Below are 22,792 nucleotides of genomic sequence, written 5' to 3'. Positions count from 1 at the left end.
TATGAATATCGAACAAATTATCGCCTACATTATTCCTGCACTTATCTGGGTTCTCACCATTGCCATTACCATTCGTTTGGTCATGAAAAAGCAATCTGTCGCCGCCATGCTATCTTGGTTGATGGTGATTTATGTGTTTCCTATCATCGGCATTGTGGCGTATTTGATCTTCGGGGAAATTAATCTCGGGAAGCGCCGCGCAACACTATTCAACCAGCTCAAACCCCAATTTATGGCGTGGTTCGACAGGCTATCGAAATGCGATAACTTGGTGAATACGAAAACCAATCTACTCTATCGTTCGATTTTCGACTTAGCCAAACAACGTCTTGGCATTCCTTGTGTTTTAGGAAACGAACTGCATATTCTGGACACTCCGGAAAACATCATGCGCAGCATCATTGAAGACATCGAACGCGCAGAAAAATCCATCAATATGGTGTTTTATATTTGGTCGCCTTCTGGTTTGGTGAACGACGTCAAAGAAGCCCTTATCGCAGCCTGTCAACGTGGGGTGAAAGTACGTATTTTATTGGATTCCGTGGGCAGTCGCCCGTTTTTAAAAAGTGCAGATTGTCGTGCTATGCAAGCCCAAGGAATTGAGATTGTTGAAACCTTACATGTGAATTTATTCCGCATGTTTTTCAGTCGAATCGATTTACGTCAACATCGCAAAATTATTGTGATCGATAACCAAATTGCTTACACCGGCAGTATGAACATGGTGGATCCGAAGTTCTTCAAAAAAGATAGCAATGTGGGCGAATGGATTGATGTCATGGTACGTATCAATGGCCCTGTGTCTGCCGTTCTCAACGGTTTGCATGCGTGGGACTGGGAAATTGAAACAGGACAATCCGTGCCATTAGATATTCCTGATTGCCCGTTATTACCTTTGGAACAAAACAATTCTCACGCAGTACAAATTCTTGCCACCGGCCCGAGTTTTCCAGATGATTTAATGGCGCAATCTCTCGCCATCGCAATTTTTTCTGCACGGAAAAGCATTGTTATCACCTCTCCTTACTTTGTGCCAAGCCATAATATTGCCGAAGCATTACGCACAGCCGCCCTACGAGGTGTGGATGTCTCTATCATTCTGCCAAAAGAAAATGATTCGATGATGGTACATTGGGCAAGCCGTACATTTTTTGATGATTTACTCGCCGCCGGTGTAAAAATTTATCATTTCAATAAAGGCTTACTGCACACCAAGAGCATGCTGATTGATAATAAATTGGCGTTGGTTGGCACTGTAAACATGGATATGCGCAGCTTTTTATTGAATTTTGAAGTGACCATGGTGGTGGAAGATGCGGCATTCGCGAACGAAATTTCCCTTTTGCATGAAAGCTACATCAAAAACGCTGAACTGCTGAACTACGACGAATGGGCAAATCGCTCCGTTTATCAACGCATTATCGAAAAACTGTTTTTCCTTTTCAGCCCGCTCTTATAAAAAAGTGCGGTCATTTTTTTCTGCGTTTTTATCTCAACAAGATTTAACAGGATAATTCATGAATAAACATCTCACGTTCTACTTAGTCCGCCACGGACGTACTCTTTGGAACGAGCAAGGATTATTACAAGGATTCGGCAACTCCGACTTAACCGAACAAGGTGTTAAAGGGGCAAAACAAACCGGTGAGGCATTACAACGCATTCCTTTTGTTGCTGCCTATTCCAGCTGTTTACAACGTACCATCGACACAGCGCAATATATTTTAGGCGAGCGCGATGTGCCGCTGTTTCAACATAAAGGGTTAAACGAGCAATATTTCGGGTCTTGGGAAGGTTTACCGGTGGAAGAATTGCGTTCTTTAGAAGAATTCAATCAAATGCTCAAAGATGCCGCAAATTATAAAGCGCAAAGCAATGGCGGAGAAACCTTTGAACAACTTGCCAAACGAGCAATGAAAGCGCTTCAGGACATTATTCAAGTACATGAACAAGGCAATATTTTGATTGTTTCACACGGACATACATTGCGTTTATTGCTTGCTTTACTTGCCGGAATAAGCTGGCAAGAACATCGTCATGAAGGCAAAAGCCAATCTCTGTTAAATTGTGCGATTAACATCGTGCACTATAAACAAAGCTATGCGACGGACGGAAAATTTATTATTGAAACCATAAATGAAGCGGGACATTTAAGTTAAAAAAAGCGCCAAGGGTTGTTCCTCGGCGCTTTTGTTTTTTGGTGAAGCTAACGTCTTTAGGCTTGGATTAATGTCAGAAACTCGCCCACAGTATGAAAAGAGCCAAATATCAGCACGGTATCATTTTCATTGGCAATTTCCACCGCACTTTTTACCCCTTCTGCGACGGAGTCGGCATAACTGCCTTGTGCATTCAAATGGTGTTGAGTTGCAATCTGTTGCAACGTCACAAACAATTCTTTACCCTGTTGACCGCGATAACCGCCTAATGTGACACAACGCCATTCGTCAACCAGTGGAAGTAACGGCGTCAACACGCCTGCCGCATCTTTATCTTTTAAAATACCGCAAACGGCAATCAGTTTTCCTTGCGATTGAGCTTTAAGTGCGGTCAGTTTTTCCGCTAAATAACGTGCTGCGTGCGGATTATGCCCTACATCAATAATCATACGCGGTAGCGCTTCCACTTCACGCTGAACCATTTGCGCGAAATGCGTTAAGCTTTCCGGTTTCATCGTTTGAAAACGCCCGGTGAGTTCCACCTCAAGCAAGGATTTTTTCATAGTTTCAAGAGAAATCTCAAACGGCAATTTTTGCACCGCCGCCAATGCAGTTGCGGCATTGGCTAACGGAATTTGGCAAAGCGGTAAATCCGCGAGCAAATTCCACCGCACTTTTTCGTCTTCACGCGTGGTTTGCCATGTCCAGCCTTGTTCTTGTTGACTAAAATGCCAATCAAGATGACGACAAAATAATTGGCAACCTAATGTTTCGGCATGCGCCAACATGGTTTGCGGAATGTTAGGTTCGCCGATAATCACCGGTTTATTGGCACGGAAAATACCTGCTTTTTCAAACCCGATTTGTTCGCGTGTAGAACCGAGGAAATCTGTATGATCAATGTCAATACTGGTAATAACCGCCATATCATTGTCCACGATATTCGTGGCATCCAAGCGACCACCCAGCCCCACTTCTAAAATCACCACATCCAATTTTGCTTGTTTAAACAGATGCAATGCCGACAAGGTGCTGAATTCAAAATACGTTAATGATTGCGTTTTGTTTTGCTCGATATAGACAAAAGATGCTGTATGCTCTGAATCATCCAACTCTTGGTTCTGAATACGAACACGTTCGTTATAACGTAACAAATGGGGAGAAGAATACACGCCGACACGATAGCCCGCATTTAATAAAATGGTTTCTAACAAACGACAAGTGGTACCTTTGCCATTTGTACCGCCCACGGTAATCACGAAAGGTGCCGGCGTAAGCAAACCCAATTCTTGAGCGACAGATTTAATACGTTCCAGCCCTAAATCAATCGCTTTAAAATGACTGTTTTCCAAATAAGAAAGCCACTCGTCGAGTGGCGAAGTGGCTTTTAAAATCGTATTCATATTTATTCTTCTGTGATTAATTCGCTTTCCACAAAAGGAGATGGCTTATTCATCAGTTTACTGACCAAACTCGCCAAGGTATTACGCATATCAGCACGTTTTACGATCATGTCGATTGCGCCTTTTTCCAATAAAAATTCACTGCGTTGGAAACCTTCCGGCAATTTTTCACGCACGGTTTGTTCAATAACACGCGGACCGGCAAACCCGATTAAGGCTTTTGGTTCAGCAATGTTGATATCGCCTAACATCGCGAAACTTGCAGAAACGCCACCTAAGGTTGGATCCGTTAATACGGAAATGAATGGTACGCCTTTTTCACGCATCTTAGCCAACACGGCACTGGTTTTTGCCATTTGCATCAGGGAGAACAAGGCTTCCTGCATACGTGCACCACCACTGGCAGAGAAACAGACAAACGGGCAATTTTCTTCAATGGCTTTTTCTGCGGCTTTGACAAATTTCGCCCCCACCACAGATCCCATGGAGCCGCCCATGAAGCTAAAGTTAGAGGCTGCCGCCACAATCGGCATATTGTATAACGTACCGTAGAATGCAATTAACGCATCTTTTTCGCCGGTATCTTTCTGAGCCGCGGTAATACGATCTTTATATTTCTTCAAGTCTTTGAATTTCAAGATATCTTTCGGTTCTAACTCTGCCGCTAATTCTTGTACGCTGTCTTGATCCAATAAGCCCAATAAACGCTCGCGCGCATCAATACGCATATGGTGTCCGCATTTTGGACAAACTTCCAAATGACGTTTTAATTCTTCACGATATAGCACCTGATCGCATGAGGTACATTTTGTCCACACGCCTTCAGGCACATTGGCTTTGCGGGAAGAAGACGAGGTATTTTTACTAAAAATTCTATCAATCCAGCTCATATTTAACCTTTTTCTCTTGATTAACAAAAAATTACGCGCTATTAGACCATAATTTTGAAAAATTTTATAGCAATTTATACTGATCTGATTAGTCATCAAGTGCGGTCATTTTTTCGGGTATTTTTATCTGATAAAAACGTTAGAAAAACTGACCGCACTTTGCTACGCTAGCGCAAAAACTCACATAGGAACATGTATGAAACCGTTATTATTGGCACTTTCTTGTGGCGTATTCTTTAATCTTGCCGAGGGGCATCAAGCAACTTCAATGGGCAATTTAAAACCGGCTATTCTCCCTAATGCACAGGAATATATGCTTCACAGCCAATTTACGAAAAAAGATTATCGCATTCAGGTGATGCCTGTTGGAGAAGTAAAGCATATCGGCTATTCCGTTCTCTACGTGTTAGACGGCGATGCCCTTTTCCCAGCGGCTGCCAGCATGGCGCAAAACATGATGGCGCGATCACAAGAAACCAATGCCGTACCATTTTTAATAGTCGGCATCGGCTACCCGAATACTCAACTTCTTAATGCGGCAGAACGCGCGCAAGATTATACGCCGCCGTCAGAACGTTACGACAATACCGGCGATAAAACCAATAAAAAATTTGGAGGTGCAGAAAATTTTTATCGCTTTATTCAGGAAGAACTCGCGCCGGATTTGCACCGCCGTTTTTCAATTAACACGGCTCAACAAAACATTTTCGGGCATTCTTATGGTGGTCTATTTAGTTTATATAGTTTGTTTAATCACCCGAATGGCTTCCGCAACTATCTTATCGCCAGCCCTTCAGTATGGTGGAATCAGCAACGGATTTTACAAGATTTACCTACATTTTCCGAACATCTGCAAAACATAAAAGAGAAAATTGGCGTGCGTTTTACCGTTGGGGAATATGAACAAAAATTGGCGCCTTATATGAAACAAGATCCCGAACGACAAAAGCAGTTAGATCAGCGCGCCATGGTGACGCAAGTAAAAAATTTAGCGGAAAAACTGAATGCGCTGCCTAATGACAAGCTATCCGTTGTGAGTAAAATTTATGATGAAGAAACCCATATGACCAGTGTCATGCCGGCTTTATTAGAGGGGTTGAAGTGGCTTTATTCTCGCTGTAAAGCACAACAAGATTGTGCACATTAACCCAAAGTGCGGTGTCTTTTTTAGTTGTTTTTTAGAAGAGATTATTCACCGGAAATACCCTAAATTCGCCCTAACAATAGCGATAAAAATCAAGTACAATACGGCAATTCTATTTTGCTGCAAAAAAGGATAAGACCATGGCGCGCAAAGCGGCTGAAAAAAACGAACCGGATTTTGAAAATACCTTAAAACGACTGGAAGAAATCGTCTCCCGTTTGGAAAATAACGACCTTTCTCTTGAAGAGGCATTAAAAGATTTTGAACAAGGCATCAAACTGGCTCAGTTAGGTCAAGAACGCTTACAGCAAGCGGAACAGCACATCCAAATTTTGTTACAAAAAAACGAAAGTGCCAAACTCAGCGATTATCAAGCGGAAGAATAACGGGGCGGCAATGTATCAGTTCTCAGAAGATTTACAGCAAGTTCAGCAGCGAATTAATCACTTTTTAACAGAACAATTTGCTCATCTTGATAGTGCGCCGGCGCCTTTAGCTGACGCCATGAAATATGGCTTGTTGTTGGGTGGAAAACGTATTCGCCCCTTTTTAGTTTACGCCACTGGCAGAATGCTTGGTGCCAACGATGCACAGCTCGATTACGCTGCTGCCGCCATTGAAGCCATTCATGCTTATTCATTGATTCACGATGATCTGCCGGCCATGGACGACGATGAATTGCGTCGCGGTCATAAAACCTGTCACATTGCGTTTGACGAAGCCACCGCGATTTTAGCTGGTGATGCATTACAAGCCTTTGCCTTTGAGATTTTAACGGATATTCCAACGCTATCGGCGGAACAAAAACTGGCACTCATTAAAACCTTAAGTGCCGCATCCGGAGTTAAAGGCATGTGTTTGGGACAAAGTTTGGATTTAATGTCAGAACAAAAAATAATTACTCTGCAAGAATTGGAACACATCCATCTAAATAAAACCGGTGCCTTGCTCACGGCAGCGCTCACGATGGGCTTTATTTGCTCTCCTCATTTTGCTGACAAGGCTTTAGCTCAACAACTGGAACGCTACGCTACAGATATTGGTTTGGCTTTCCAAGTGCAAGACGATATTTTAGACATTGAAGGCGACAGCGAAACCATCGGCAAAACGGTCGGCTCCGATTTGACGGCAGATAAAAGCACGTATCCGAAATTATTGGGGCTGGAAGGTGCCAAACAAAAAGCACAAGAACTTTACGAAATGGCATTAGCCGAACTCAAAGATTTACCTTTTGATACCACCGCACTTTATGCGTTGGCGGAATTTATCATTAAACGAAAAAGCTAATCTGCCCAAAGTGCGGTGGAAATTAGACCTGTTTTTAACGTAGTGATAGATAAATTTTAACGTTGGATTGATTACTCCTTATGCAAAACTACCCCCTTTTATCATTGATTAATTCGCCTGAAGATTTACGCTTGTTAAACAAAGAACAACTCCCTCAAGTGTGTCAAGAACTGCGCGAATACCTGTTGGAATCGGTGAGTCAAAGTAGCGGACATTTAGCGTCCGGTTTAGGCACGGTGGAACTTACCGTTGCACTGCATTATGTCTTTAAAACACCTTTCGATCAGTTAATTTGGGATGTGGGCCATCAAGCCTATCCTCATAAAATCTTAACCGGTCGTCGTGACCAAATGTCAACCATTCGACAAAAAGGCGGGTTACATCCCTTCCCTTGGCGTGGTGAAAGCGAATTTGACGTGTTAAGCGTAGGACACTCTTCCACCTCGATCAGCGCAGGGTTAGGTATTGCCATTGCCGCCGAACGGGAAAATGCCGGAAGACAAACGGTTTGTGTTATTGGTGACGGCGCCATTACTGCCGGCATGGCATTTGAGGCATTAAATCACGCCGGCGCGTTGCACACCAATATGTTGGTGATTTTAAATGATAACGAAATGTCTATTTCGGAAAATGTCGGCGCGTTAAACAACCATCTTGCCCGAATTTTCTCCGGTTCGTTCTACTCTACCGTGCGCGACGGTAGCAAAAAAATTCTCGATAAAGTACCAACGGTAAAAAACTTTATGAAAAAAACCGAAGAACACATGAAAGGCGTGATGTTCTCACCGGAAAGTACCTTATTTGAAGAATTGGGATTCAACTATATTGGCCCCATCGACGGACACAATATTGATGAATTAATCGCGACATTGAGCAATATGCGCGATCTAAAAGGTCCTCAATTACTCCACATAAAAACCAAGAAAGGCAAAGGCTATACACCGGCAGAAAAAGATCCTATCGGTTTCCATGGCGTGCCAAAATTCGACCATTTAAGCGGCCAGTTACCGAAATCCAATGCCACCCCAACCTATTCCAAAATTTTCGGCGATTGGTTATGTGAAATGGCAGAACGAGATCCAAAACTTATCGGGATCACCCCGGCAATGCGCGAAGGTTCCGGCATGGTGGAATTTTCTCAACGTTTCCCACAACAGTATTTTGATGTGGCGATTGCTGAACAACACGCAGTGACATTTGCAGCCGGTTTGGCAATTGGTGGATACAAGCCTGTGGTTGCTATTTATTCAACTTTCTTGCAACGCGCTTATGACCAGCTCATTCATGATGTCGCCATTCAAGATCTGCCCGTTCTCTTCGCCATTGACCGTGCAGGCATTGTCGGCGCCGATGGACAAACTCACCAAGGTGCATTTGATATCAGTTTTATGCGCTGTATTCCAAACCTTATCATCATGACGCCAAGCAATGAAAATGAATGCCGCCAAATGCTTTATACCGGCTACCATTACGGTAAGCCTGCTGCCGTGCGTTATCCACGCGGAAATGCCGTAGGTGTTACCTTAGAACCTTTACAACCATTGGAATTGGGTAAATCAAAGCGTATTCGTGAAGGTAAAAAAATTGCTATTTTGAATTTCGGAACCCTCTTACCAAACGCCTTGATTGCCGCAGAAAAACTGGATGCAACCGTCATTGATATGCGTTTTGTAAAACCGTTAGATGCAACTCGTATTAACGAGATTGCCAACAGCCATGAACTTATTGTGACCTTAGAGGAAAATGCGATTCAAGGTGGCGCCGGAAGTGCGGTGGCGGAAGTATTGAATCAGCAACAACACCAGGTGAAATTATTGCAATTAGGTTTACCGGATTTCTTTATCCCGCAAGGATCGCAAGCAGAAACGCTCACCGATTTAAAATTAGACGCTGCTGGGATTGAACAACAAATTGTGGATTTTCTTGCTGAGAAATAATCCTACCGCCATAAAAAACGACAGGTGATTCAGCATCTGTCGTTTTTCTTTTTTTAGGCTCATCTCATTTTCTAAAAAATAAAATAAATTTTTCTTTTTTATTTGAACTATTTTAAAGATACTTAGTCTTAAAGATTGCTAGTGCACTGCAAATGCAGTTGTCTTTTAACGTTTTCTTATATTTAAGACCTCCCCGCTATCCAGAAATTGGATAGCGGTTTTTTCTTTTTAGAGAAAAGGAAAAAGTGCGATCTGTTTTAGGTGAGTGTTAAAAGAGTGAATTAAAATCTGATTCTATTTCTATTACGCCGAAAACAATAAAATCTAAAAAATACGCATAAAAAAGGACGCCCTAAAGCGTCCTAATTTTTTACCTAAACTTTAACGAATTAAAGTGCAGATTTTGCTTTTTCAACTAATGCAGCAAATGCTACTTTGTCGAATACTGCGATATCGGCAAGGATCTTACGGTCAATTTCAACAGACGCTTTTTTCAAGCCGTTGATAAATTTGCTGTAAGATAAACCATTTTGACGAGCCGCTGCGTTGATACGTGCAATCCATAATTGACGGAATTGACGTTTACGTTGACGACGGTCACGATATGCGTATTGACCAGCTTTGATCACCGCTTGGAAAGCAACGCGATACACGCGTGAACGTGCACCATAATAACCTTTAGCAGCCTTAAGAACTTTCTTATGGCGTGCTCTTGCAATAACACCACGTTTTACACGAGCCATTATTTAATCTCCTATGTAATATTTTTAACTAAAATGAACTGACGTACGTTTGTGCTTATGCGTATGGCAAGCACGCTACTACTAATACTAAGTCGGACTTAGCAACCATAGATTTATGGCGTAGGTGACGTTTACGTTTTGTTGTTTTCTTAGTCAAAATATGACGTAAGTGAGATTGTTTACGCTTGAAACCACCAGAAGCAGTTTTTTTGAAACGCTTAGCAGCACCGCGTACTGTTTTAATTTTAGGCATTGTTAAATAACTCCGCATTTTTAAGTTTAAACAACATAACCAGGCGAATCGTTTTAAGGCGATTACTTGTAGGCACTGATTATTTCCAACCAAGGCAATCAAATTGCCCTTTTCAAACGTCATTAGGCTGCGTAGTGTGCCCAATGTACCGTTGTATCTTCACCGAAGTGAAAATTCCGTTATCCAGATGAAATCTGAACAAAAAATTATTTTTTCTTAGGTGCCAACACCATAACTGCTTGACGACCTTCTAATTTCCCCGGCGCAGATTCAACCACAGAAATATCGGCTAAATCATTTTTCACACGCTCCAATACATCAAAACCGATGTCTTGGTGAGCCATCTCTCGACCGCGGAAACGTACGGTAATTTTAGCTTTATCGCCATCCTCCAAAAAGCGGATTAGGCTACGTAATTTAACTTGGTAGTCACCTTCATCTGTGCCAGGACGGAATTTAATTTCCTTCACTTGCACCACTTTTTGTTTTTTCTTCTGTTCTTTCGCTGTTTTGCTCTTTTCGTAGAGGAATTTACCGTAGTTCATAATGCGACACACAGGTGGTTCCGCATTTGGACTGATTTCTACAAGATCTAAAGCTGCGGCTTCCGCCATTTCTAACGCTTGTTGAATCGCAACAACCCCAACTTGCTCGCCGTCCTGATCAATCAAGCGGACTTCTTTTACTCTAATTTCGTCATTAATGCGATTAGGGCGATTTACTGCAGGTGCTTTTTTTACGGTTTTAATAATGATATTCCTCTATTAATTAAGCCTCAAAACTGCTGTTTTACTATACAAAAACAGAAGTTAAATTCATTTTTAATGCTCTAAGAATGAGCAAAAACGGGGTGCATTTTACAGAATTTCACCACGTTACGCAATAGCGGAAAACACAGTAATTCCGCCTTTTATTTGTATGTACACAGGATTAATTTCATTAAAAATAAACCTGCTACATTTTAGGTTCATATTAACTAGAAACATTCACTGTTTAACAAATAAAAAGTGCGGTCGTTTTTGACCGCACTTTTATGTTTTTAGGCAAGAAAACTACTCTTCACCCAACAATTTCAAGTCGCGATTTCTGACTTGTTTTTTCAGAATGTCTAAGAATTCTTCCACAGTGAATGTGCCGAGATCTTGACCTTTACGGGTACGTACCGCCACTTTGCCGGTTTCGATTTCTTTATCACCACAAACCAACATATAAGGCACACGACGTAAGGTGTGTTCGCGGATTTTGAAACCGACTTTTTCGTTACGCAAATCGGTTTTCACGCGTAAACCTGCATCAGATAACTGTTTTGCCACCTTTTGTACATACTCAGATTGAGAATCGGTGATGTTCATCACAACCGCTTGCGTTGGCGCCAACCATGCAGGGAAGAAACCTGCGTATTCTTCGGTGATGATACCGATGAAACGTTCGATAGAACCTAAAATCGCACGGTGAATCATTACCGGTGTACGGCGATCATTATCTTCCGCCACATAAGACGCATTTAAACGGCCCGGTAGTGCAAAGTCTAATTGGATAGTACCGCACTGCCATTCACGATCTAAGCAGTCGCGTAAGGCAAACTCAATTTTTGGACCATAGAATGCGCCTTCGCCTTCTTGAATTTCATATTCAAGCCCATTGTGTGCTAACGCAGCGGCAAGACCTGCTTCTGCACGATCCCACATATCATCGGCACCGATACGTTTTTCCGGACGGGTTGAAAGTTTAACGAAGATATTAGTAAAGCCAAAGGTACTGTAAATATCGTAAACCATACGAATACAGCTCGTTACTTCGCTTTCAATTTGATCTTCCGTACAGAAAATATGTGCATCGTCTTGAGTAAAACCACGTACACGCATTAAACCGTGTAAAGAACCGGAAGGCTCATTACGGTGGCAAGAACCGAATTCCGCCATACGAATTGGTAAATCGCGATAAGATTTTAACCCTTGGTTAAAAATTTGAACGTGTCCCGGGCAGTTCATCGGTTTGATGGCGTATTCACGGTTTTCCGATTGTGTGGTAAACATCAAATCACCGTAGTTTTGCCAGTGGCCGGTTTTTTCCCACAATACGCGGTCCATCATGAACGGACCTTTCACTTCTTGATAATCGTATTGTTTTAATTTGGTACGTACGAAGGTTTCCAATTCACGGAAAATCGTCCAACCATCGTTGTGCCAGAACACCATACCCGGTGCTTCTTCTTGCATGTGATATAAATCCAATGCCTTACCAATTTTACGGTGGTCACGTTTTGCTGCTTCTTCCAAGCGTTGCAAATAGGCATCGAGTTGTTTTTTATCTGCCCACGCCGTGCCGTAAATACGTTGCAACATTTTGTTTTTGCTGTCACCGCGCCAGTAGGCACCGGCAATTTTTTGTAATTTGAAATGATGGCAGAAACGCATATTCGGCACATGCGGGCCACGACACATATCAATATATTCTTGGTGATGATAAAGCGCAGGCGTTGCAGTACGCTCGATGTTCTCATCTAAGATTGCCATCTTGTACGGCTCGCCACGTTTTTCAAACGTATCTCTTGCTTCTTGCCAGCTGACCGGCGTTTTAATCACGTCGTAATCCGTTTTCGCCAATTCCAACATGCGTTTTTCAAGGGCATCAATATCTTCTTGGGTTAAAGAGCGGTCTAAATCCACGTCATAATAGAAACCGTTGTCAATCGTTGGACCGATGGCCATTTTGACATCAGGGAATAATTGTTTAATCGCGTGACCGAGTAAGTGTGCCGTAGAGTGACGAATAATTTCCAAACCATCTTCGTCTTTGGCAGTAATAATTTCTAATGTGCTATCTTCGGTAATCAGATCGCAGGCATCTTTACGTTCACCGTTGACACGACCGGCAATGGTCGCTTTAGCAAGACCTGCGCCAATATTTTGCGCAACTTCTAAGACAGTAACAGGTTTATCGAATTGACGTTGTGAACCGTCAGGTAAAGTAATAACTGGCATAATGCATCCTTATACAGTGGTCACCCATACGCAAGGTGGCTTGTTTCATTTAATTAAAAAACGTTTTAAAAAAGCACCGCACTTTTATCATCCTTACAAACGGACAAGCCAAGTGCGGCGCGCAATTCTAGCATATTTTAGAAGGACAACCAAATGCCTAAATTTTGACTTGAGTCACAGTAATTTTTTCTTAATCTTTTACACTAGAAACATGATTAACTGAAAAGAAGGAACAGAGCATGTGGAAGTCGATTTCTCAAGTTTTAGCTGATCAATTCGGGGCGTATTATTCCATCAAAAATAAAACCAAAATTCATACCGGCGAAATGCATGAATCTTGGATCATTGATGACGGCATTCAACCTGTCTTTGTAAAAATGAATGAAAAGTCCTACCGTTCCATGTTCCGTGCCGAAGCGGATCAGTTAATCATGTTGGCAAAAACCAATACCGTTCGTGTGCCGGAAGTCTATGGCGTCGGTTGTTCACAAAATCACAGTTTTCTGTTGTTAGAAGGATTAGCAATGCAGCCGAATACGCCACAAAATATGGCGGAATTTGGTGAACAACTGGCTCGGCTACACCAATATCAAGGTTCAGAAAATTACGGTTTATCTTTTGATACCTGGCTCGGGCCGCAATATCAACCGAATGAATGGGGTTCCCGTTGGGCAAAATTCTTCAGTGAACAACGCATTGGTTGGCAATTACAGCTCTGTGCGGAAAAAAATCTGCATTTCGGTGATAAAGAAAAAATCATCAAAGCTGTCGCAACCTTGTTAGCCAAACATCAACCTCAGCCATCCTTATTGCATGGAAACTTGTGGATTGAAAACTGCGCCAACATTGACGGCCATACAGTGACTTATGATCCGGCATGCTATTGGGGCGATCGGGAATGTGATTTGGCTTTCACCGAATTATTCGAGCCGTTCCCACAAGAATTCTATGAAAATTACCACCGCACTTTTCCATTAGATGAAGGTTATCAAGAGCGGAAAATCATTTATCAGCTTTATCATCTGCTTAACTTCAGTAGCCGTTTCCATGGCAACTATGTGGCTCTTGCCAATAAACTCGTACACGATGTGTTACAACGTTACGAAAATCGCTAAAGGCGACATAAAAAAGAAAGGGCGCGATGCCCTTTCTTTTTATTTGTATAGCGTGATTTTACATCAGCGTTCTTTCGTTTTTCTTTAACCAACGTAACGCAATATTATCGGCGCTCTCCTCTGCTTGCTTACCCACTTTTTGCAACAAAGATTTTTTCACCACATATTTCACACCAATAAGCTGTTTTTCTTTCATGGCTTGCAACAATAAATCATCACTGGTCATAATCTCATCCACGAGATTCAAATTTAATGCCTGTTGACCAAACCAGTGCTCACCGGTTGCCACTTGTTCTACATCCAAGTGCGGTCGATTTTGCGAAACAAATTGTTTGAATAACTGGTGGGTTTCTTCCAATTCCTGTTGGAATTTTTGTTTTCCTTTTTCGGTATTTTCACCCAACATTGTCACGGTACGTTTATATTCTCCTGCCGTCATTACATCCACGTCCACATCATGTTTTTTCAATAAACGATGAATGTTTGGGATCTGAGCAACAACCCCGATAGACCCAATAATCGCAAAAGGCGCAGACACAATTTTATCGGCAACGCAGGCCATCATATAACCACCGCTTGCCGCCACTTTATCCACGGCAACCGTCAACTTGATGTTATGCTGTTTTAAACGCATTAATTGCGATGCGGCTAACCCATAACCATGCACCACGCCACCGGGGCTTTCCAAGCAAAGCAACACTTCATCATTTGGTTTCGCCACCTGAACAATGGCGCTGATTTCTTCCCGCAATGCCGCCGTTTCTGAAGCAGAAATATCCCCTTTAAAATGTAATACATAAAGGCTTGGTTTACGTTCAGATTTCGTATCTTCGCCTTTTTTACGTTGTGCTTTTAAGGCTTTTTCTTTCGCCTTTTCTGCCTTTTTCTCAGCTTTTTCCGCCTCTTTTAATTCTTCTTCGCTGAGGTGAAAGTTACTCAATATTTTACTGTTTTCCTCAAATTCTTTTGATAAATCGGTAATCACCAATTCACCGTGCAAATGCGCTTTTTTTTGTTTCATGGCAATGATCATGGCAACCACTGCCGCAACCACCAATAACAAGGTGATCACTTCTAAAATAAACACGCCATAACCGACAAAAATATCAGACCACATAATTGTTCCTTAGTAAGAATAAATAAGGTCCAGGATTATAAAGTATCGCTTATCTCAATGCCACCTTCACGGCTAGCTGAAAAATAAAGGATTATTAACCCAGCATTAATAATGCTTTTCAAAAAGCCCTATTTATCTTTCTTAAATACCCGTTAAAATGACCGCACTTTTCATTTCATGATTTCAAAAAGGAGCTAACATGAATAATGTTCTCGTCTTAAAATCCAGCATTCTGGCAGACAATTCACAAACCAACCAATTATCCGATTATTTCGTCAGTAAACTTGCCGACAAAAATGTGGTTATCCGTGATCTTGCCGCAAATCCACTACCGCATTTTGATGCAACGGCTGCAACGGCATTGCGCGGCCAACCAACAAGTGCTGAAGAAAATGCATTATTGGCGTTATCTGATGAATTAGTGGCGGAAATTAAAAAGGCAGACACGTTGATTATTAACGCGCCGATGTATAACTTCCATATTCCGACACAACTAAAAAGTTATTTTGATTTTATTGCACGTCCGCGTGTCACTTTCCAATATTCTGAAAAAGGCCAGGAAGGTTTATTAAAAGGTAAAAAAGCCGTGGTGTTAGTCGCGTTTGGTGGTTTTCATCAAAACCAGCCAACGGATTTAGTCACGTCATACATGAAGGCTATTTTAGGCTTTGTTGGTATTACCGATGTGCAATTCGTTTACATGGAAGGCATTGGATTTGGTCCGGAAGCGGTCGAAAAAGCACAAGCCCAAGCCAAAGCAGAAATTGATAAAATAGCAATCACACTTTAATCACACCTAAAAACAAAAAAGCACCATGAAGGTGCTTTTTTTGTGGACAAAATACAAAGAAAAGTGCGGTCATTTTTTTCCGCATTTTTCTTAATGCAGTTTTAATGACGGTCTTAAATAACGGTTCAAATGCCCTACCACAATAATTAAACCGGTTTTAAAGCAACCGTGTAATGCCGCTTGATGCATGCGATAAAGGGACACATACATCCATTGTGCGATCTTACCTTCAATGGTCATGGAAGAACCGCCGGTAATCTTGCCGCCTAACGCGCCAAACGCGGTAAATTCAGATAAAGACACCAATGAACCTTTGTCGTTATATTTAAAATCTTTCAATGGTTTGTTATCAAATAAAGCAATGATATTTTTCGCACAACGGCTTGCCATTTGGTGTGCAGCTTGTGCTTTTGGCGGCACCGGTTTGCCATCATCTTGCATAAAGAAACAACAATCGCCCATGGCAAAAATCGTGTCGTCATTTGTGGTTTGCAAGGTTTTCTTCACCACTAATTGATTTATTCGATTGATTTCCAATCCGTCAAAACGTTTCGTAATACCCGAAGTGCGAATGCCTGCCGACCATACAATTAAATCCGCCGGAATATGTTGTCCATCTTTTGTTACCAACTGTTTTTTATTCGCTTCAACAATCATCGTATTGGTTTTTACATTCACACCCAATTTGCGTAGCTCTTCCGTGGCATCATTGGAAATACGTTCAGGCAATGCAGGTAAAATACGGGATCCGGCTTCGATTAAGGTCACTTTTAAACGGCTGCTATCAATTTGCCCATAACCATAAGAAGACAAATGCTCTGCGGCGTTATAAAGCTCAGCAGAAAGCTCCACGCCCGTTGCCCCAGCGCCCACAATCGCGATATTGATGTGACCATCTTGCACTAATTCTTGTTTACTGTCAGTCTCACCAATATCGTCCAATACTTGGTTTTCACGGAGTTTCAGGAAAAGCTCTAACATTTTTTGTTGAAAACGCATGGCCTGCGCTGAGCTATCTAAAAAGATACAGTTTTCCGCCACACCTTTTGTGTTGAAATCGTTAGATTTACTGCCAATGGCAATCACTAAATAATCGTAAGGAATGCGACGGGAAACCACGATCATATCGCCATCGTCGCCATAAACCGGCGCTAGTTCCACATATTTATGTTGGCGATTTAAGCCAACCATGGAACCTTGCTCAAAGTTGAAATAATGATTGTGGGCATGGGCACGATAACTTAATGCCTCTACGCCATCATCTAATGCACCGGTCGCTAATTCATGTAACAACGGTTTCCATAAATGGGTTTGGTTGCGATCAATTAAGGTGACATTGGCACGTTTCTTACGCCCAAGTTTATTGCCTAAATGGGTAGCAAGTTCAAGCCCGCCGGCACCACCACCGACAATGACGATGTTTTTCATAAATACCTCTAAACTAAAAAATAAAAAGTAAAAAATTAATTAACAATATTTTAACACCGGTTTTGCCATTTTTCTTAGACGCAATTTAGAAAAGCCGGAAAATACCTCATTTCTGTTACTCGAATGAAAACAAAAGTGCGGTAAAAAATAGCGTCATTTTTCACCGCACTTTCCTTTCGATATTCCGTCATTCAATAGTAAAAAAGAAAAAGGCAACATGATGTTGCCTTTTATCTTAACTTCAGGAGAAAACGAAAATTAGTTTTGTGGCGCGTAATCCACAAGCAAATAATGTTTCGCAATGCTTAAGAACGTTTCTACTTGTTCTTTTTGCCATTGTTCATCTTTGCCTAATTCTTTTGCCATGACGCTTGCCACTTTAGCTGCACTGTCAATGGCTGCACGCGCATCAAGGAACAACAAACGAACACGACGAGCAAGAACATCTTCAACGGATTGTGCCATTTCTTCACGCACCGCCCAAACCACTTCAGCAACGCTATTCGGATGACGCGGATGAATTTTTTCCGCCATTTCCGGATGTTCAGCTTCCAATGCTTTAATTGCCGGAATGTCAGCACCGTAAATATACAAGTGATTTTTCAAGTCAACTTGTTCAGCAGGAATTTTACCGTGAATTGCCAAATCGGTCGTCACACATGGTTTTTTCGCTAATTGCGGATGCACGTTCAATGCTTCATCCACAGTGTCTTCGGACATTTGACGATAAGTCGTCCATTTACCACCGGTGATTGTCACCAAGCCACTGTCGCTAACCACAACTTTATGGCTACGAGACACTTCTTTGGTGCTTTGACCGGCTTTTTCCGGTGCGGCTAACGGACGAAGACCGGCGAAAATACTCAATACGTCATCGCGTGTTGGTTTTTTCGTTAAATATTGACCGGCAGTATCCAAAATAAATTGAATTTCTTGTTCTAAAGCAATCGGCTCATAAGACGGATCTTTAACCAACGTATCGGTTGTACCAACCACCAATCTTTCATGCCATGGCACCGCAAACAATACACGACCGTCAGAAGTTTTCGGAATCATCAATGCGTCATCACTTGGCAAGAAGGATTTATCCAATACCAAATGCACCCCTTGGCTTGGCACAACGAATTTTTTATCAGTACCGTGATCCATAGATAAAATATCATTCATGAACACACCGGTAGCATTAATCACCGCAGTACCTTGTACGCTATATTGTTCGCCACTTAATTCATCCGTAAATTTAACGCCGTTAACTTTGCCTTGTTGATCTTTGAGCAATTCGGTTACTTTCGCATAATTCAACACGGTACCGCCTTGTTCCACAACAGTTTGTGCAATATTCACCGCTAAACGAGAGTCATCAAACTGACCATCTTTATACACTACGCCGTTTTTCAAATCTGCGCTGTTTAAGGTTGGTAAACGTTGCATTGTTGTATTTTTACTGATGGCGATGGTTTTACCTAAGCTTAAATTGCCAGATAAATAATCATATAAACCTAAACCGATGCGGTATTTCACGGTATCAATAAAATTGTAGTTAGGAATGATGAAGTTTTGGTTTTTGAATAAGTGGGACGCATTTTTTGCTAAACGACCACGTTCGCGTAATGCTTCTTTTACCAATGCAACATCACCTGCAGCCAAATAACGCACACCACCATGTACTAATTTAGTACTACGGCTCGAGGTACCTTTTGCAAAGTCATAGCCTTCCAATAACAATGTTTTATAGCCACGTGATGCTGAGTCCAAAGCAATACCTAAACCACTAGCACCGCCACCAACAACAATAAAATCCCATTGTGCTGTATTTTTTACGTTTTCAAGCTGCGTATTTCTTTGCATTTTTTCACCTCAAAGATTGATATCGAATTGTTTATTTTTAATACGAAATGTTCGTTTATGCTCATTTTATCACACCAAACGAAAATAAATGAAACAAAAGAAAATATAAATTTCTAAATTTGTGATCATGATCACGATTAATGCTCAATCATTCTAAAATTTACGCAAACGTTTGCTTAAACGATTAAATATTCTGTGAACCTGCTCACAAATTAAACTATTTTTGTTTGCTTGGCGAAAATTTATTCATTAATTTGACGCCGCATTCTGTTTTAAAACGAAATGCTTCTTATCAATTCCTTCTCATTAAGGAGAGCTTATGGCTACAAATCACACACTGAAAGGCGCTTGTATTGCGGAGTTTTTAGGTACAGGACTTCTGATTTTCTTTGGTTGCGGTTGTGTCGCAGCAGCAAAACTAGCGGGTGCGGCATTCGGGCTTTGGGAAATATCTATAGTTTGGGGGATCGGGGTCGCTATGGCGGTATACTGTACTGCCGGCGTGTCGGGAGCCCACTTAAATCCGGCAGTAACCATTGCTTTATGGAAATTTGCTTGCTTTGACGGCAAAAAAGTTATTCCTTACATCATCGCACAAATGGCTGGTGCATTTGTTGCCGCCGCGTTGATTTATTTGCTTTATCAAGATCTTTTTGCCGCAACGGAAGCCGCACAAAATATCGTTCGCGGAGAAAGCATTGGTGTTGCCAATGTATTCTCAACCTATCCGCATCCACACATCACATTTTACAAAGCATTTTTAGTGGAAACAGTGATTACCGCCATTTTAATGGGCTTAATCTTAGCCTTAACCGATGATGGCAACGGCGTACCCAAAGGCCCGATGGCTCCCCTATTGATTGGCTTACTCATTGCCGTCATCGGTGGTGCAACCGGTCCATTAACCGGCTTTGCCATGAACCCTGCACGTGACTTTGGCCCGAAATTATTTGCCTATTTTGCCGGCTGGGGCGACATTGCGCTCACCGGTGGTTTAGCCATTCCTTATTTCCTCGTCCCTTTAATTGCACCAATTGTCGGTGGTTTGCTTGGCGCTTGGGGATACCAACGTTTTATCGGTAAACATTTACCGTGTAACTGCGGCGAATCCTAGTTCACCCGCTTTATTTCTATATAAGGAGAAACTCATGACTCAAGAATACATTATTGCTCTCGACCAAGGCACTACAAGCTCCCGTGCGGTTTTATTAGATAAAAACGCCAATATCGTCGAAGTGGCACAGCGTGAATTTACCCAAATTTATCCGCAAGCAGGCTGGGTTGAACATAATCCGATGGAAATCTGGGCAAGCCAAAGTTCCACATTAAACGAAGTCGTTGCTAAAGCGGGTATTACCTCCGATAAAATTGCCGCTATCGGAATTACCAACCAGCGCGAAACCACGGTTGTCTGGGAAAAAGAAACGGGCAAACCGATTTATAACGCTATTGTTTGGCAATGTCGTCGTACTGCCGATATTTGTACCCAATTAAAAGCCGATGGACACGAAAGCTATATTCGTAAAACCACCGGGCTTGTCGTTGACCCTTACTTTTCCGGTACAAAAATCAAATGGATTTTAGATCATGTTGAAGGCGCCAGAGAACGTGCTGAAAAAGGCGAATTGTTGTTTGGTACCGTTGATACTTGGTTAGTTTGGAAACTGACCCAAGGTCGAGCTCATGTGACCGACTATACCAACGCATCTCGTACTATGCTGTTTAATATCCACACCAAGCAATGGGATGACAAAATGCTTGAGTTATTGGATATTCCAAAAACCATGTTGCCGAAAGTATGCAATTCCTCTGAAGTGTATGGACAAACCAACATTGGGGGTAAAGGCGGTGTGCGGATTCCTGTAGCGGGTATTGCAGGTGATCAACAAGCCGCGCTTTACGGTCATTTATGTGTGGAACCCGGTATGGCGAAAAACACTTACGGTACCGGTTGCTTCATGCTCATGAATACCGGAGAAAGAGCGGTCGAATCTAAAAACGGATTGCTCACCACCATTGCGTGCAATGCCAAAGGCAAACCTTGCTACGCCTTAGAAGGTTCTATTTTTATGGGTGGCGCATCAATCCAATGGTTACGTGACGAATTGCGTTTAATTCACGACAGCGCCGATTCCGAATATTTCGCCACTAAAGTGAAAGATACCAATGGCGTGTATGTCGTTCCAGCCTTTACCGGTTTAGGCGCACCATATTGGGATCCATATGCACGCGGTGCGATTGTCGGCTTATCCCGTGGCGCCAATCGTAACCATATCGTCCGCGCTACCCTAGAAGCCATCGCCTACCAAACCCGTGAATTATTAGATGCGATGCAATCTGACAGTGGTGAAAAATTAGCGGCTTTACGCGTGGACGGTGGTGCCGTTGCCAATAATTTCTTAATGCAATTCCAAGCAGATATTCTTGATGTGAAGGTTGAGCGTCCAAAAGTGCGTGAAGTTACTGCACTCGGCGCCGCCTACCTCGCCGGACTTGCGGTAGGATTCTGGAAAGACTTGGAAGAATTGCGTGGCAAAGCTATTGTCGAACGGACATTTGAACCGAAAGAAACACCGGAAAAACGCACCGCACTTTATCAAGGTTGGAAGAAAGCGGTTCAGCGTGCATTGGCGTGGGAGGAGGAATAAAAAATTTAACCTTCCTACATCTTTTATATATGGGCGAGAGATTTTCCTCTCGCCTTTTTATATGGAAGAAAATGGAAACAGTATTTCGCGATTTTCAAGATAAAAAATACTTAAAAAACCAACCGCACTTTTAGCTTAAAAATTCCAAGCCGAACTGATACAACTGATTTTTCTTATAGCCATAAAGCTCCGCTACAATAGCCGCCGCCTTCTTCAATGGTAATTCTTGACTAATCAATTCAAGGGCTTTTACCGCTTGCGGAGAAATTTCATCATTGTTTTCTTCTTGTGTTTTTCCCTCAACAATCACCACCATTTCCCCTTTGGTGCGATTCGGATCTTGCACCAACCAAGCAATTAAATCGGCTAACTTGTCGCCATGAATCGTCTCCCATGTTTTGGTAATTTCACGCGCCAACACCACATAACGTTCGTCGCCAAACACGGTTTGCATATCCGCAAGGCTGTCTAAAATACGATGGGTCGATTCATAGAAAATCAAAGTGCGGTCTTCATTCTCCACGTTTTTTAGTTTATCCAAACGTGCTTTACTTTTTGCCGGCAAGAACCCCTCAAAGCAAAAACGGTCAGAAGCAATCCCCGAAGCACATAACGCGGTAATCGCTGCACAAGCCCCCGGCAACGGCACAACTTGAATTCCCGCTTGGCGGCATTGACGCACTAAATGAAATCCGGGATCGCTGATCAGTGGCGTGCCCGCATCAGAAATTAACGCAATATTCGTGCCTTGTAATAACTTCTCCAACAATGCGCCGGCTTTTTGTTGCTCATTGTGATCATGCAAAGCAAAAAACGGTTTTTTAATGCCGTAATGGCTTAACAATAGTCCACTGTGGCGAGTATCTTCTGCGGCAATTAAATCCACTTTTTCAAAGGTTTCTAGTGCCCGTTGAGTGATGTCCTGCAAATTGCCAATCGGCGTGGCGACGATGTATAAAATTCCTTTTGAATTGCTCATTTCGTGTTTCTTTTATTTGCTTTTAGTGAGTGACATAAGTAAGATCGCCCCAATTGTTTCAACAAAT

20 protein-coding genes are annotated in these 22,792 nt (G+C 42.2%); 10 read left to right on the top strand and 10 right to left on the bottom strand.

Annotated features, from left to right (window positions below; translation table 11 throughout):
• The first annotated feature begins 1 nt into the window (after window position 1).
• Both cls and J5A60_RS04370 read left to right on the top strand, forming a co-directional pair.
• Window positions 2-1,459, top strand: coding sequence for a cardiolipin synthase (gene cls / locus J5A60_RS04375; protein ID WP_212510696.1), 1,458 nt, complete (start codon window positions 2-4; stop codon window positions 1,457-1,459).
• A 58-nt stretch (window positions 1,460-1,517) separates the two neighbouring features.
• Entirely contained in the window at window positions 1,518-2,159 is a 642-nt protein-coding gene (locus J5A60_RS04370; protein WP_212510695.1) for a histidine phosphatase family protein, read from the top strand.
• A 56-nt stretch (window positions 2,160-2,215) separates the two neighbouring features.
• Here J5A60_RS04370 and folC read toward each other — a convergent pair whose 3' ends face one another.
• Together folC and accD are read right to left on the bottom strand one after the other, a co-directional pair.
• Window positions 2,216-3,562 carry a bifunctional tetrahydrofolate synthase/dihydrofolate synthase gene (folC, locus tag J5A60_RS04365; protein ID WP_212510694.1) on the bottom strand — a complete coding sequence of 449 codons (1,347 nt, stop codon included), beginning with the start codon at window positions 3,560-3,562 and terminating at the stop codon, window positions 2,216-2,218.
• Between the two features lie 2 nt (window positions 3,563-3,564).
• Window positions 3,565-4,452, bottom strand: a complete 888-nt coding sequence (accD, locus tag J5A60_RS04360) for an acetyl-CoA carboxylase, carboxyltransferase subunit beta (protein ID WP_109432374.1) — start codon at window positions 4,450-4,452, stop codon at window positions 3,565-3,567.
• Between the two features lie 196 nt (window positions 4,453-4,648).
• Here accD and J5A60_RS04355 point away from each other — a divergent pair, with 196 nt between their 5' ends.
• From J5A60_RS04355 to dxs, 4 genes are all read left to right on the top strand, one after another.
• The gene (locus J5A60_RS04355; protein WP_212510693.1) at window positions 4,649-5,599 is read left to right on the top strand and encodes an alpha/beta hydrolase; all 951 of its coding nucleotides are present in this window, start codon (window positions 4,649-4,651) and stop codon (window positions 5,597-5,599) included.
• A 137-nt stretch (window positions 5,600-5,736) separates the two neighbouring features.
• Window positions 5,737-5,982 carry an exodeoxyribonuclease VII small subunit gene (gene xseB, locus J5A60_RS04350; RefSeq protein WP_212510692.1) on the top strand — a complete coding sequence of 82 codons (246 nt, stop codon included), beginning with the start codon at window positions 5,737-5,739 and terminating at the stop codon, window positions 5,980-5,982.
• A gap of 10 nt (window positions 5,983-5,992) precedes the next feature.
• On the top strand, window positions 5,993-6,883 hold the full coding sequence (gene ispA, locus J5A60_RS04345) for a (2E,6E)-farnesyl diphosphate synthase (protein WP_212510691.1): 891 nt from the start codon (window positions 5,993-5,995) through the stop codon (window positions 6,881-6,883).
• An 80-nt stretch (window positions 6,884-6,963) separates the two neighbouring features.
• Window positions 6,964-8,820: a 1-deoxy-D-xylulose-5-phosphate synthase gene (dxs, locus tag J5A60_RS04340; RefSeq protein WP_212510690.1), complete on the top strand. Its 1,857-nt coding sequence runs from the start codon at window positions 6,964-6,966 to the stop codon at window positions 8,818-8,820.
• Window positions 8,821-9,209: 389 nt separating this feature from the next.
• On the opposite strand, the gene rplT is transcribed toward dxs, so the two are convergent.
• The 4 genes from rplT to thrS all read right to left on the bottom strand — a co-directional run bounded on the left by rplT (window position 9,210) and on the right by thrS (window position 12,800).
• Window positions 9,210-9,563 carry a 50S ribosomal protein L20 gene (rplT, locus tag J5A60_RS04335; RefSeq protein WP_005596075.1) on the bottom strand — a complete coding sequence of 118 codons (354 nt, stop codon included), beginning with the start codon at window positions 9,561-9,563 and terminating at the stop codon, window positions 9,210-9,212.
• A gap of 55 nt (window positions 9,564-9,618) precedes the next feature.
• Window positions 9,619-9,816 carry a 50S ribosomal protein L35 gene (gene rpmI, locus J5A60_RS04330; RefSeq protein ID WP_005542274.1) on the bottom strand — a complete coding sequence of 66 codons (198 nt, stop codon included), beginning with the start codon at window positions 9,814-9,816 and terminating at the stop codon, window positions 9,619-9,621.
• A 206-nt stretch (window positions 9,817-10,022) separates the two neighbouring features.
• Window positions 10,023-10,565 carry a translation initiation factor IF-3 gene (gene infC / locus J5A60_RS04325; RefSeq protein ID WP_081456132.1) on the bottom strand — a complete coding sequence of 181 codons (543 nt, stop codon included), beginning with the start codon at window positions 10,563-10,565 and terminating at the stop codon, window positions 10,023-10,025.
• A 303-nt stretch (window positions 10,566-10,868) separates the two neighbouring features.
• Window positions 10,869-12,800 (bottom strand): threonine--tRNA ligase, encoded by a 1,932-nt coding sequence (gene thrS / locus J5A60_RS04320; RefSeq protein WP_212510689.1) that lies wholly within the window; start codon window positions 12,798-12,800, stop codon window positions 10,869-10,871.
• 239 nt (window positions 12,801-13,039) lie between these two features.
• On the opposite strand from thrS, the gene J5A60_RS04315 reads away from it, so the two are divergent.
• On the top strand, window positions 13,040-13,915 hold the full coding sequence (locus J5A60_RS04315; protein ID WP_212510688.1) for a fructosamine kinase family protein: 876 nt from the start codon (window positions 13,040-13,042) through the stop codon (window positions 13,913-13,915).
• A 58-nt stretch (window positions 13,916-13,973) separates the two neighbouring features.
• On the opposite strand, the gene sohB is transcribed toward J5A60_RS04315, so the two are convergent.
• Window positions 13,974-15,032, bottom strand: coding sequence for a protease SohB (sohB, locus tag J5A60_RS04310; protein WP_109127927.1), 1,059 nt, complete (start codon window positions 15,030-15,032; stop codon window positions 13,974-13,976).
• Between the two features lie 199 nt (window positions 15,033-15,231).
• On the opposite strand from sohB, the gene J5A60_RS04305 reads away from it, so the two are divergent.
• Complete coding sequence (locus J5A60_RS04305; RefSeq protein WP_109127926.1) at window positions 15,232-15,822, top strand: FMN-dependent NADH-azoreductase; 591 nt, start codon at window positions 15,232-15,234, stop codon at window positions 15,820-15,822.
• 90 nt (window positions 15,823-15,912) lie between these two features.
• Here J5A60_RS04305 and J5A60_RS04300 read toward each other — a convergent pair whose 3' ends face one another.
• Both J5A60_RS04300 and J5A60_RS04295 read right to left on the bottom strand, forming a co-directional pair.
• Window positions 15,913-17,250, bottom strand: a complete 1,338-nt coding sequence (locus tag J5A60_RS04300) for an NAD(P)/FAD-dependent oxidoreductase (protein ID WP_109127925.1) — start codon at window positions 17,248-17,250, stop codon at window positions 15,913-15,915.
• 258 nt (window positions 17,251-17,508) lie between these two features.
• On the bottom strand, window positions 17,509-19,098 hold the full coding sequence (locus J5A60_RS04295; RefSeq protein WP_212510687.1) for a glycerol-3-phosphate dehydrogenase/oxidase: 1,590 nt from the start codon (window positions 19,096-19,098) through the stop codon (window positions 17,509-17,511).
• A gap of 319 nt (window positions 19,099-19,417) precedes the next feature.
• On the opposite strand from J5A60_RS04295, the gene J5A60_RS04290 reads away from it, so the two are divergent.
• Both J5A60_RS04290 and glpK read left to right on the top strand, forming a co-directional pair.
• Window positions 19,418-20,212, top strand: coding sequence for an MIP/aquaporin family protein (locus tag J5A60_RS04290; protein WP_212510686.1), 795 nt, complete (start codon window positions 19,418-19,420; stop codon window positions 20,210-20,212).
• A gap of 34 nt (window positions 20,213-20,246) precedes the next feature.
• Window positions 20,247-21,746, top strand: a complete 1,500-nt coding sequence (gene glpK / locus J5A60_RS04285) for a glycerol kinase GlpK (protein ID WP_212510685.1) — start codon at window positions 20,247-20,249, stop codon at window positions 21,744-21,746.
• A 130-nt stretch (window positions 21,747-21,876) separates the two neighbouring features.
• On the opposite strand, the gene rsmI is transcribed toward glpK, so the two are convergent.
• Entirely contained in the window at window positions 21,877-22,725 is an 849-nt protein-coding gene (gene rsmI, locus J5A60_RS04280) for a 16S rRNA (cytidine(1402)-2'-O)-methyltransferase (protein ID WP_212510684.1), read from the bottom strand.
• Between the last annotated feature and the right edge of the window lie 67 nt (window positions 22,726-22,792).

The organism is Aggregatibacter sp. oral taxon 513, assembly GCF_018128305.1.
GTDB classification, from domain to species: domain Bacteria; phylum Pseudomonadota; class Gammaproteobacteria; order Enterobacterales; family Pasteurellaceae; genus Aggregatibacter; species Aggregatibacter segnis_A.
Note: the sequence above shows the minus strand (reverse complement) of the source record. Positions and strands in the feature narration are given on the sequence as shown.

What these genes read in the sequence shown, in the direction of transcription:
- cls (WP_212510696.1), top strand. Translation starts at nt 2, where the DNA reads ATGAATATCGAACAAATTATCGCCTACATTATTCCTGCACTTATCTGG.
- J5A60_RS04370 (WP_212510695.1), top strand. Translation starts at nt 1,518, where the DNA reads ATGAATAAACATCTCACGTTCTACTTAGTCCGCCACGGACGTACTCTT.
- folC (WP_212510694.1), bottom strand. Translation starts at nt 3,562, where the DNA reads ATGAATACGATTTTAAAAGCCACTTCGCCACTCGACGAGTGGCTTTCT.
- accD (WP_109432374.1), bottom strand. Translation starts at nt 4,452, where the DNA reads ATGAGCTGGATTGATAGAATTTTTAGTAAAAATACCTCGTCTTCTTCC.
- J5A60_RS04355 (WP_212510693.1), top strand. Translation starts at nt 4,649, where the DNA reads ATGAAACCGTTATTATTGGCACTTTCTTGTGGCGTATTCTTTAATCTT.
- xseB (WP_212510692.1), top strand. Translation starts at nt 5,737, where the DNA reads ATGGCGCGCAAAGCGGCTGAAAAAAACGAACCGGATTTTGAAAATACC.
- ispA (WP_212510691.1), top strand. Translation starts at nt 5,993, where the DNA reads ATGTATCAGTTCTCAGAAGATTTACAGCAAGTTCAGCAGCGAATTAAT.
- dxs (WP_212510690.1), top strand. Translation starts at nt 6,964, where the DNA reads ATGCAAAACTACCCCCTTTTATCATTGATTAATTCGCCTGAAGATTTA.
- rplT (WP_005596075.1), bottom strand. Translation starts at nt 9,563, where the DNA reads ATGGCTCGTGTAAAACGTGGTGTTATTGCAAGAGCACGCCATAAGAAA.
- rpmI (WP_005542274.1), bottom strand. Translation starts at nt 9,816, where the DNA reads ATGCCTAAAATTAAAACAGTACGCGGTGCTGCTAAGCGTTTCAAAAAA.
- thrS (WP_212510689.1), bottom strand. Translation starts at nt 12,800, where the DNA reads ATGCCAGTTATTACTTTACCTGACGGTTCACAACGTCAATTCGATAAA.
- J5A60_RS04315 (WP_212510688.1), top strand. Translation starts at nt 13,040, where the DNA reads ATGTGGAAGTCGATTTCTCAAGTTTTAGCTGATCAATTCGGGGCGTAT.
- sohB (WP_109127927.1), bottom strand. Translation starts at nt 15,032, where the DNA reads ATGTGGTCTGATATTTTTGTCGGTTATGGCGTGTTTATTTTAGAAGTG.
- J5A60_RS04305 (WP_109127926.1), top strand. Translation starts at nt 15,232, where the DNA reads ATGAATAATGTTCTCGTCTTAAAATCCAGCATTCTGGCAGACAATTCA.
- J5A60_RS04300 (WP_109127925.1), bottom strand. Translation starts at nt 17,250, where the DNA reads ATGAAAAACATCGTCATTGTCGGTGGTGGTGCCGGCGGGCTTGAACTT.
- J5A60_RS04295 (WP_212510687.1), bottom strand. Translation starts at nt 19,098, where the DNA reads ATGCAAAGAAATACGCAGCTTGAAAACGTAAAAAATACAGCACAATGG.
- J5A60_RS04290 (WP_212510686.1), top strand. Translation starts at nt 19,418, where the DNA reads ATGGCTACAAATCACACACTGAAAGGCGCTTGTATTGCGGAGTTTTTA.
- glpK (WP_212510685.1), top strand. Translation starts at nt 20,247, where the DNA reads ATGACTCAAGAATACATTATTGCTCTCGACCAAGGCACTACAAGCTCC.
- rsmI (WP_212510684.1), bottom strand. Translation starts at nt 22,725, where the DNA reads ATGAGCAATTCAAAAGGAATTTTATACATCGTCGCCACGCCGATTGGC.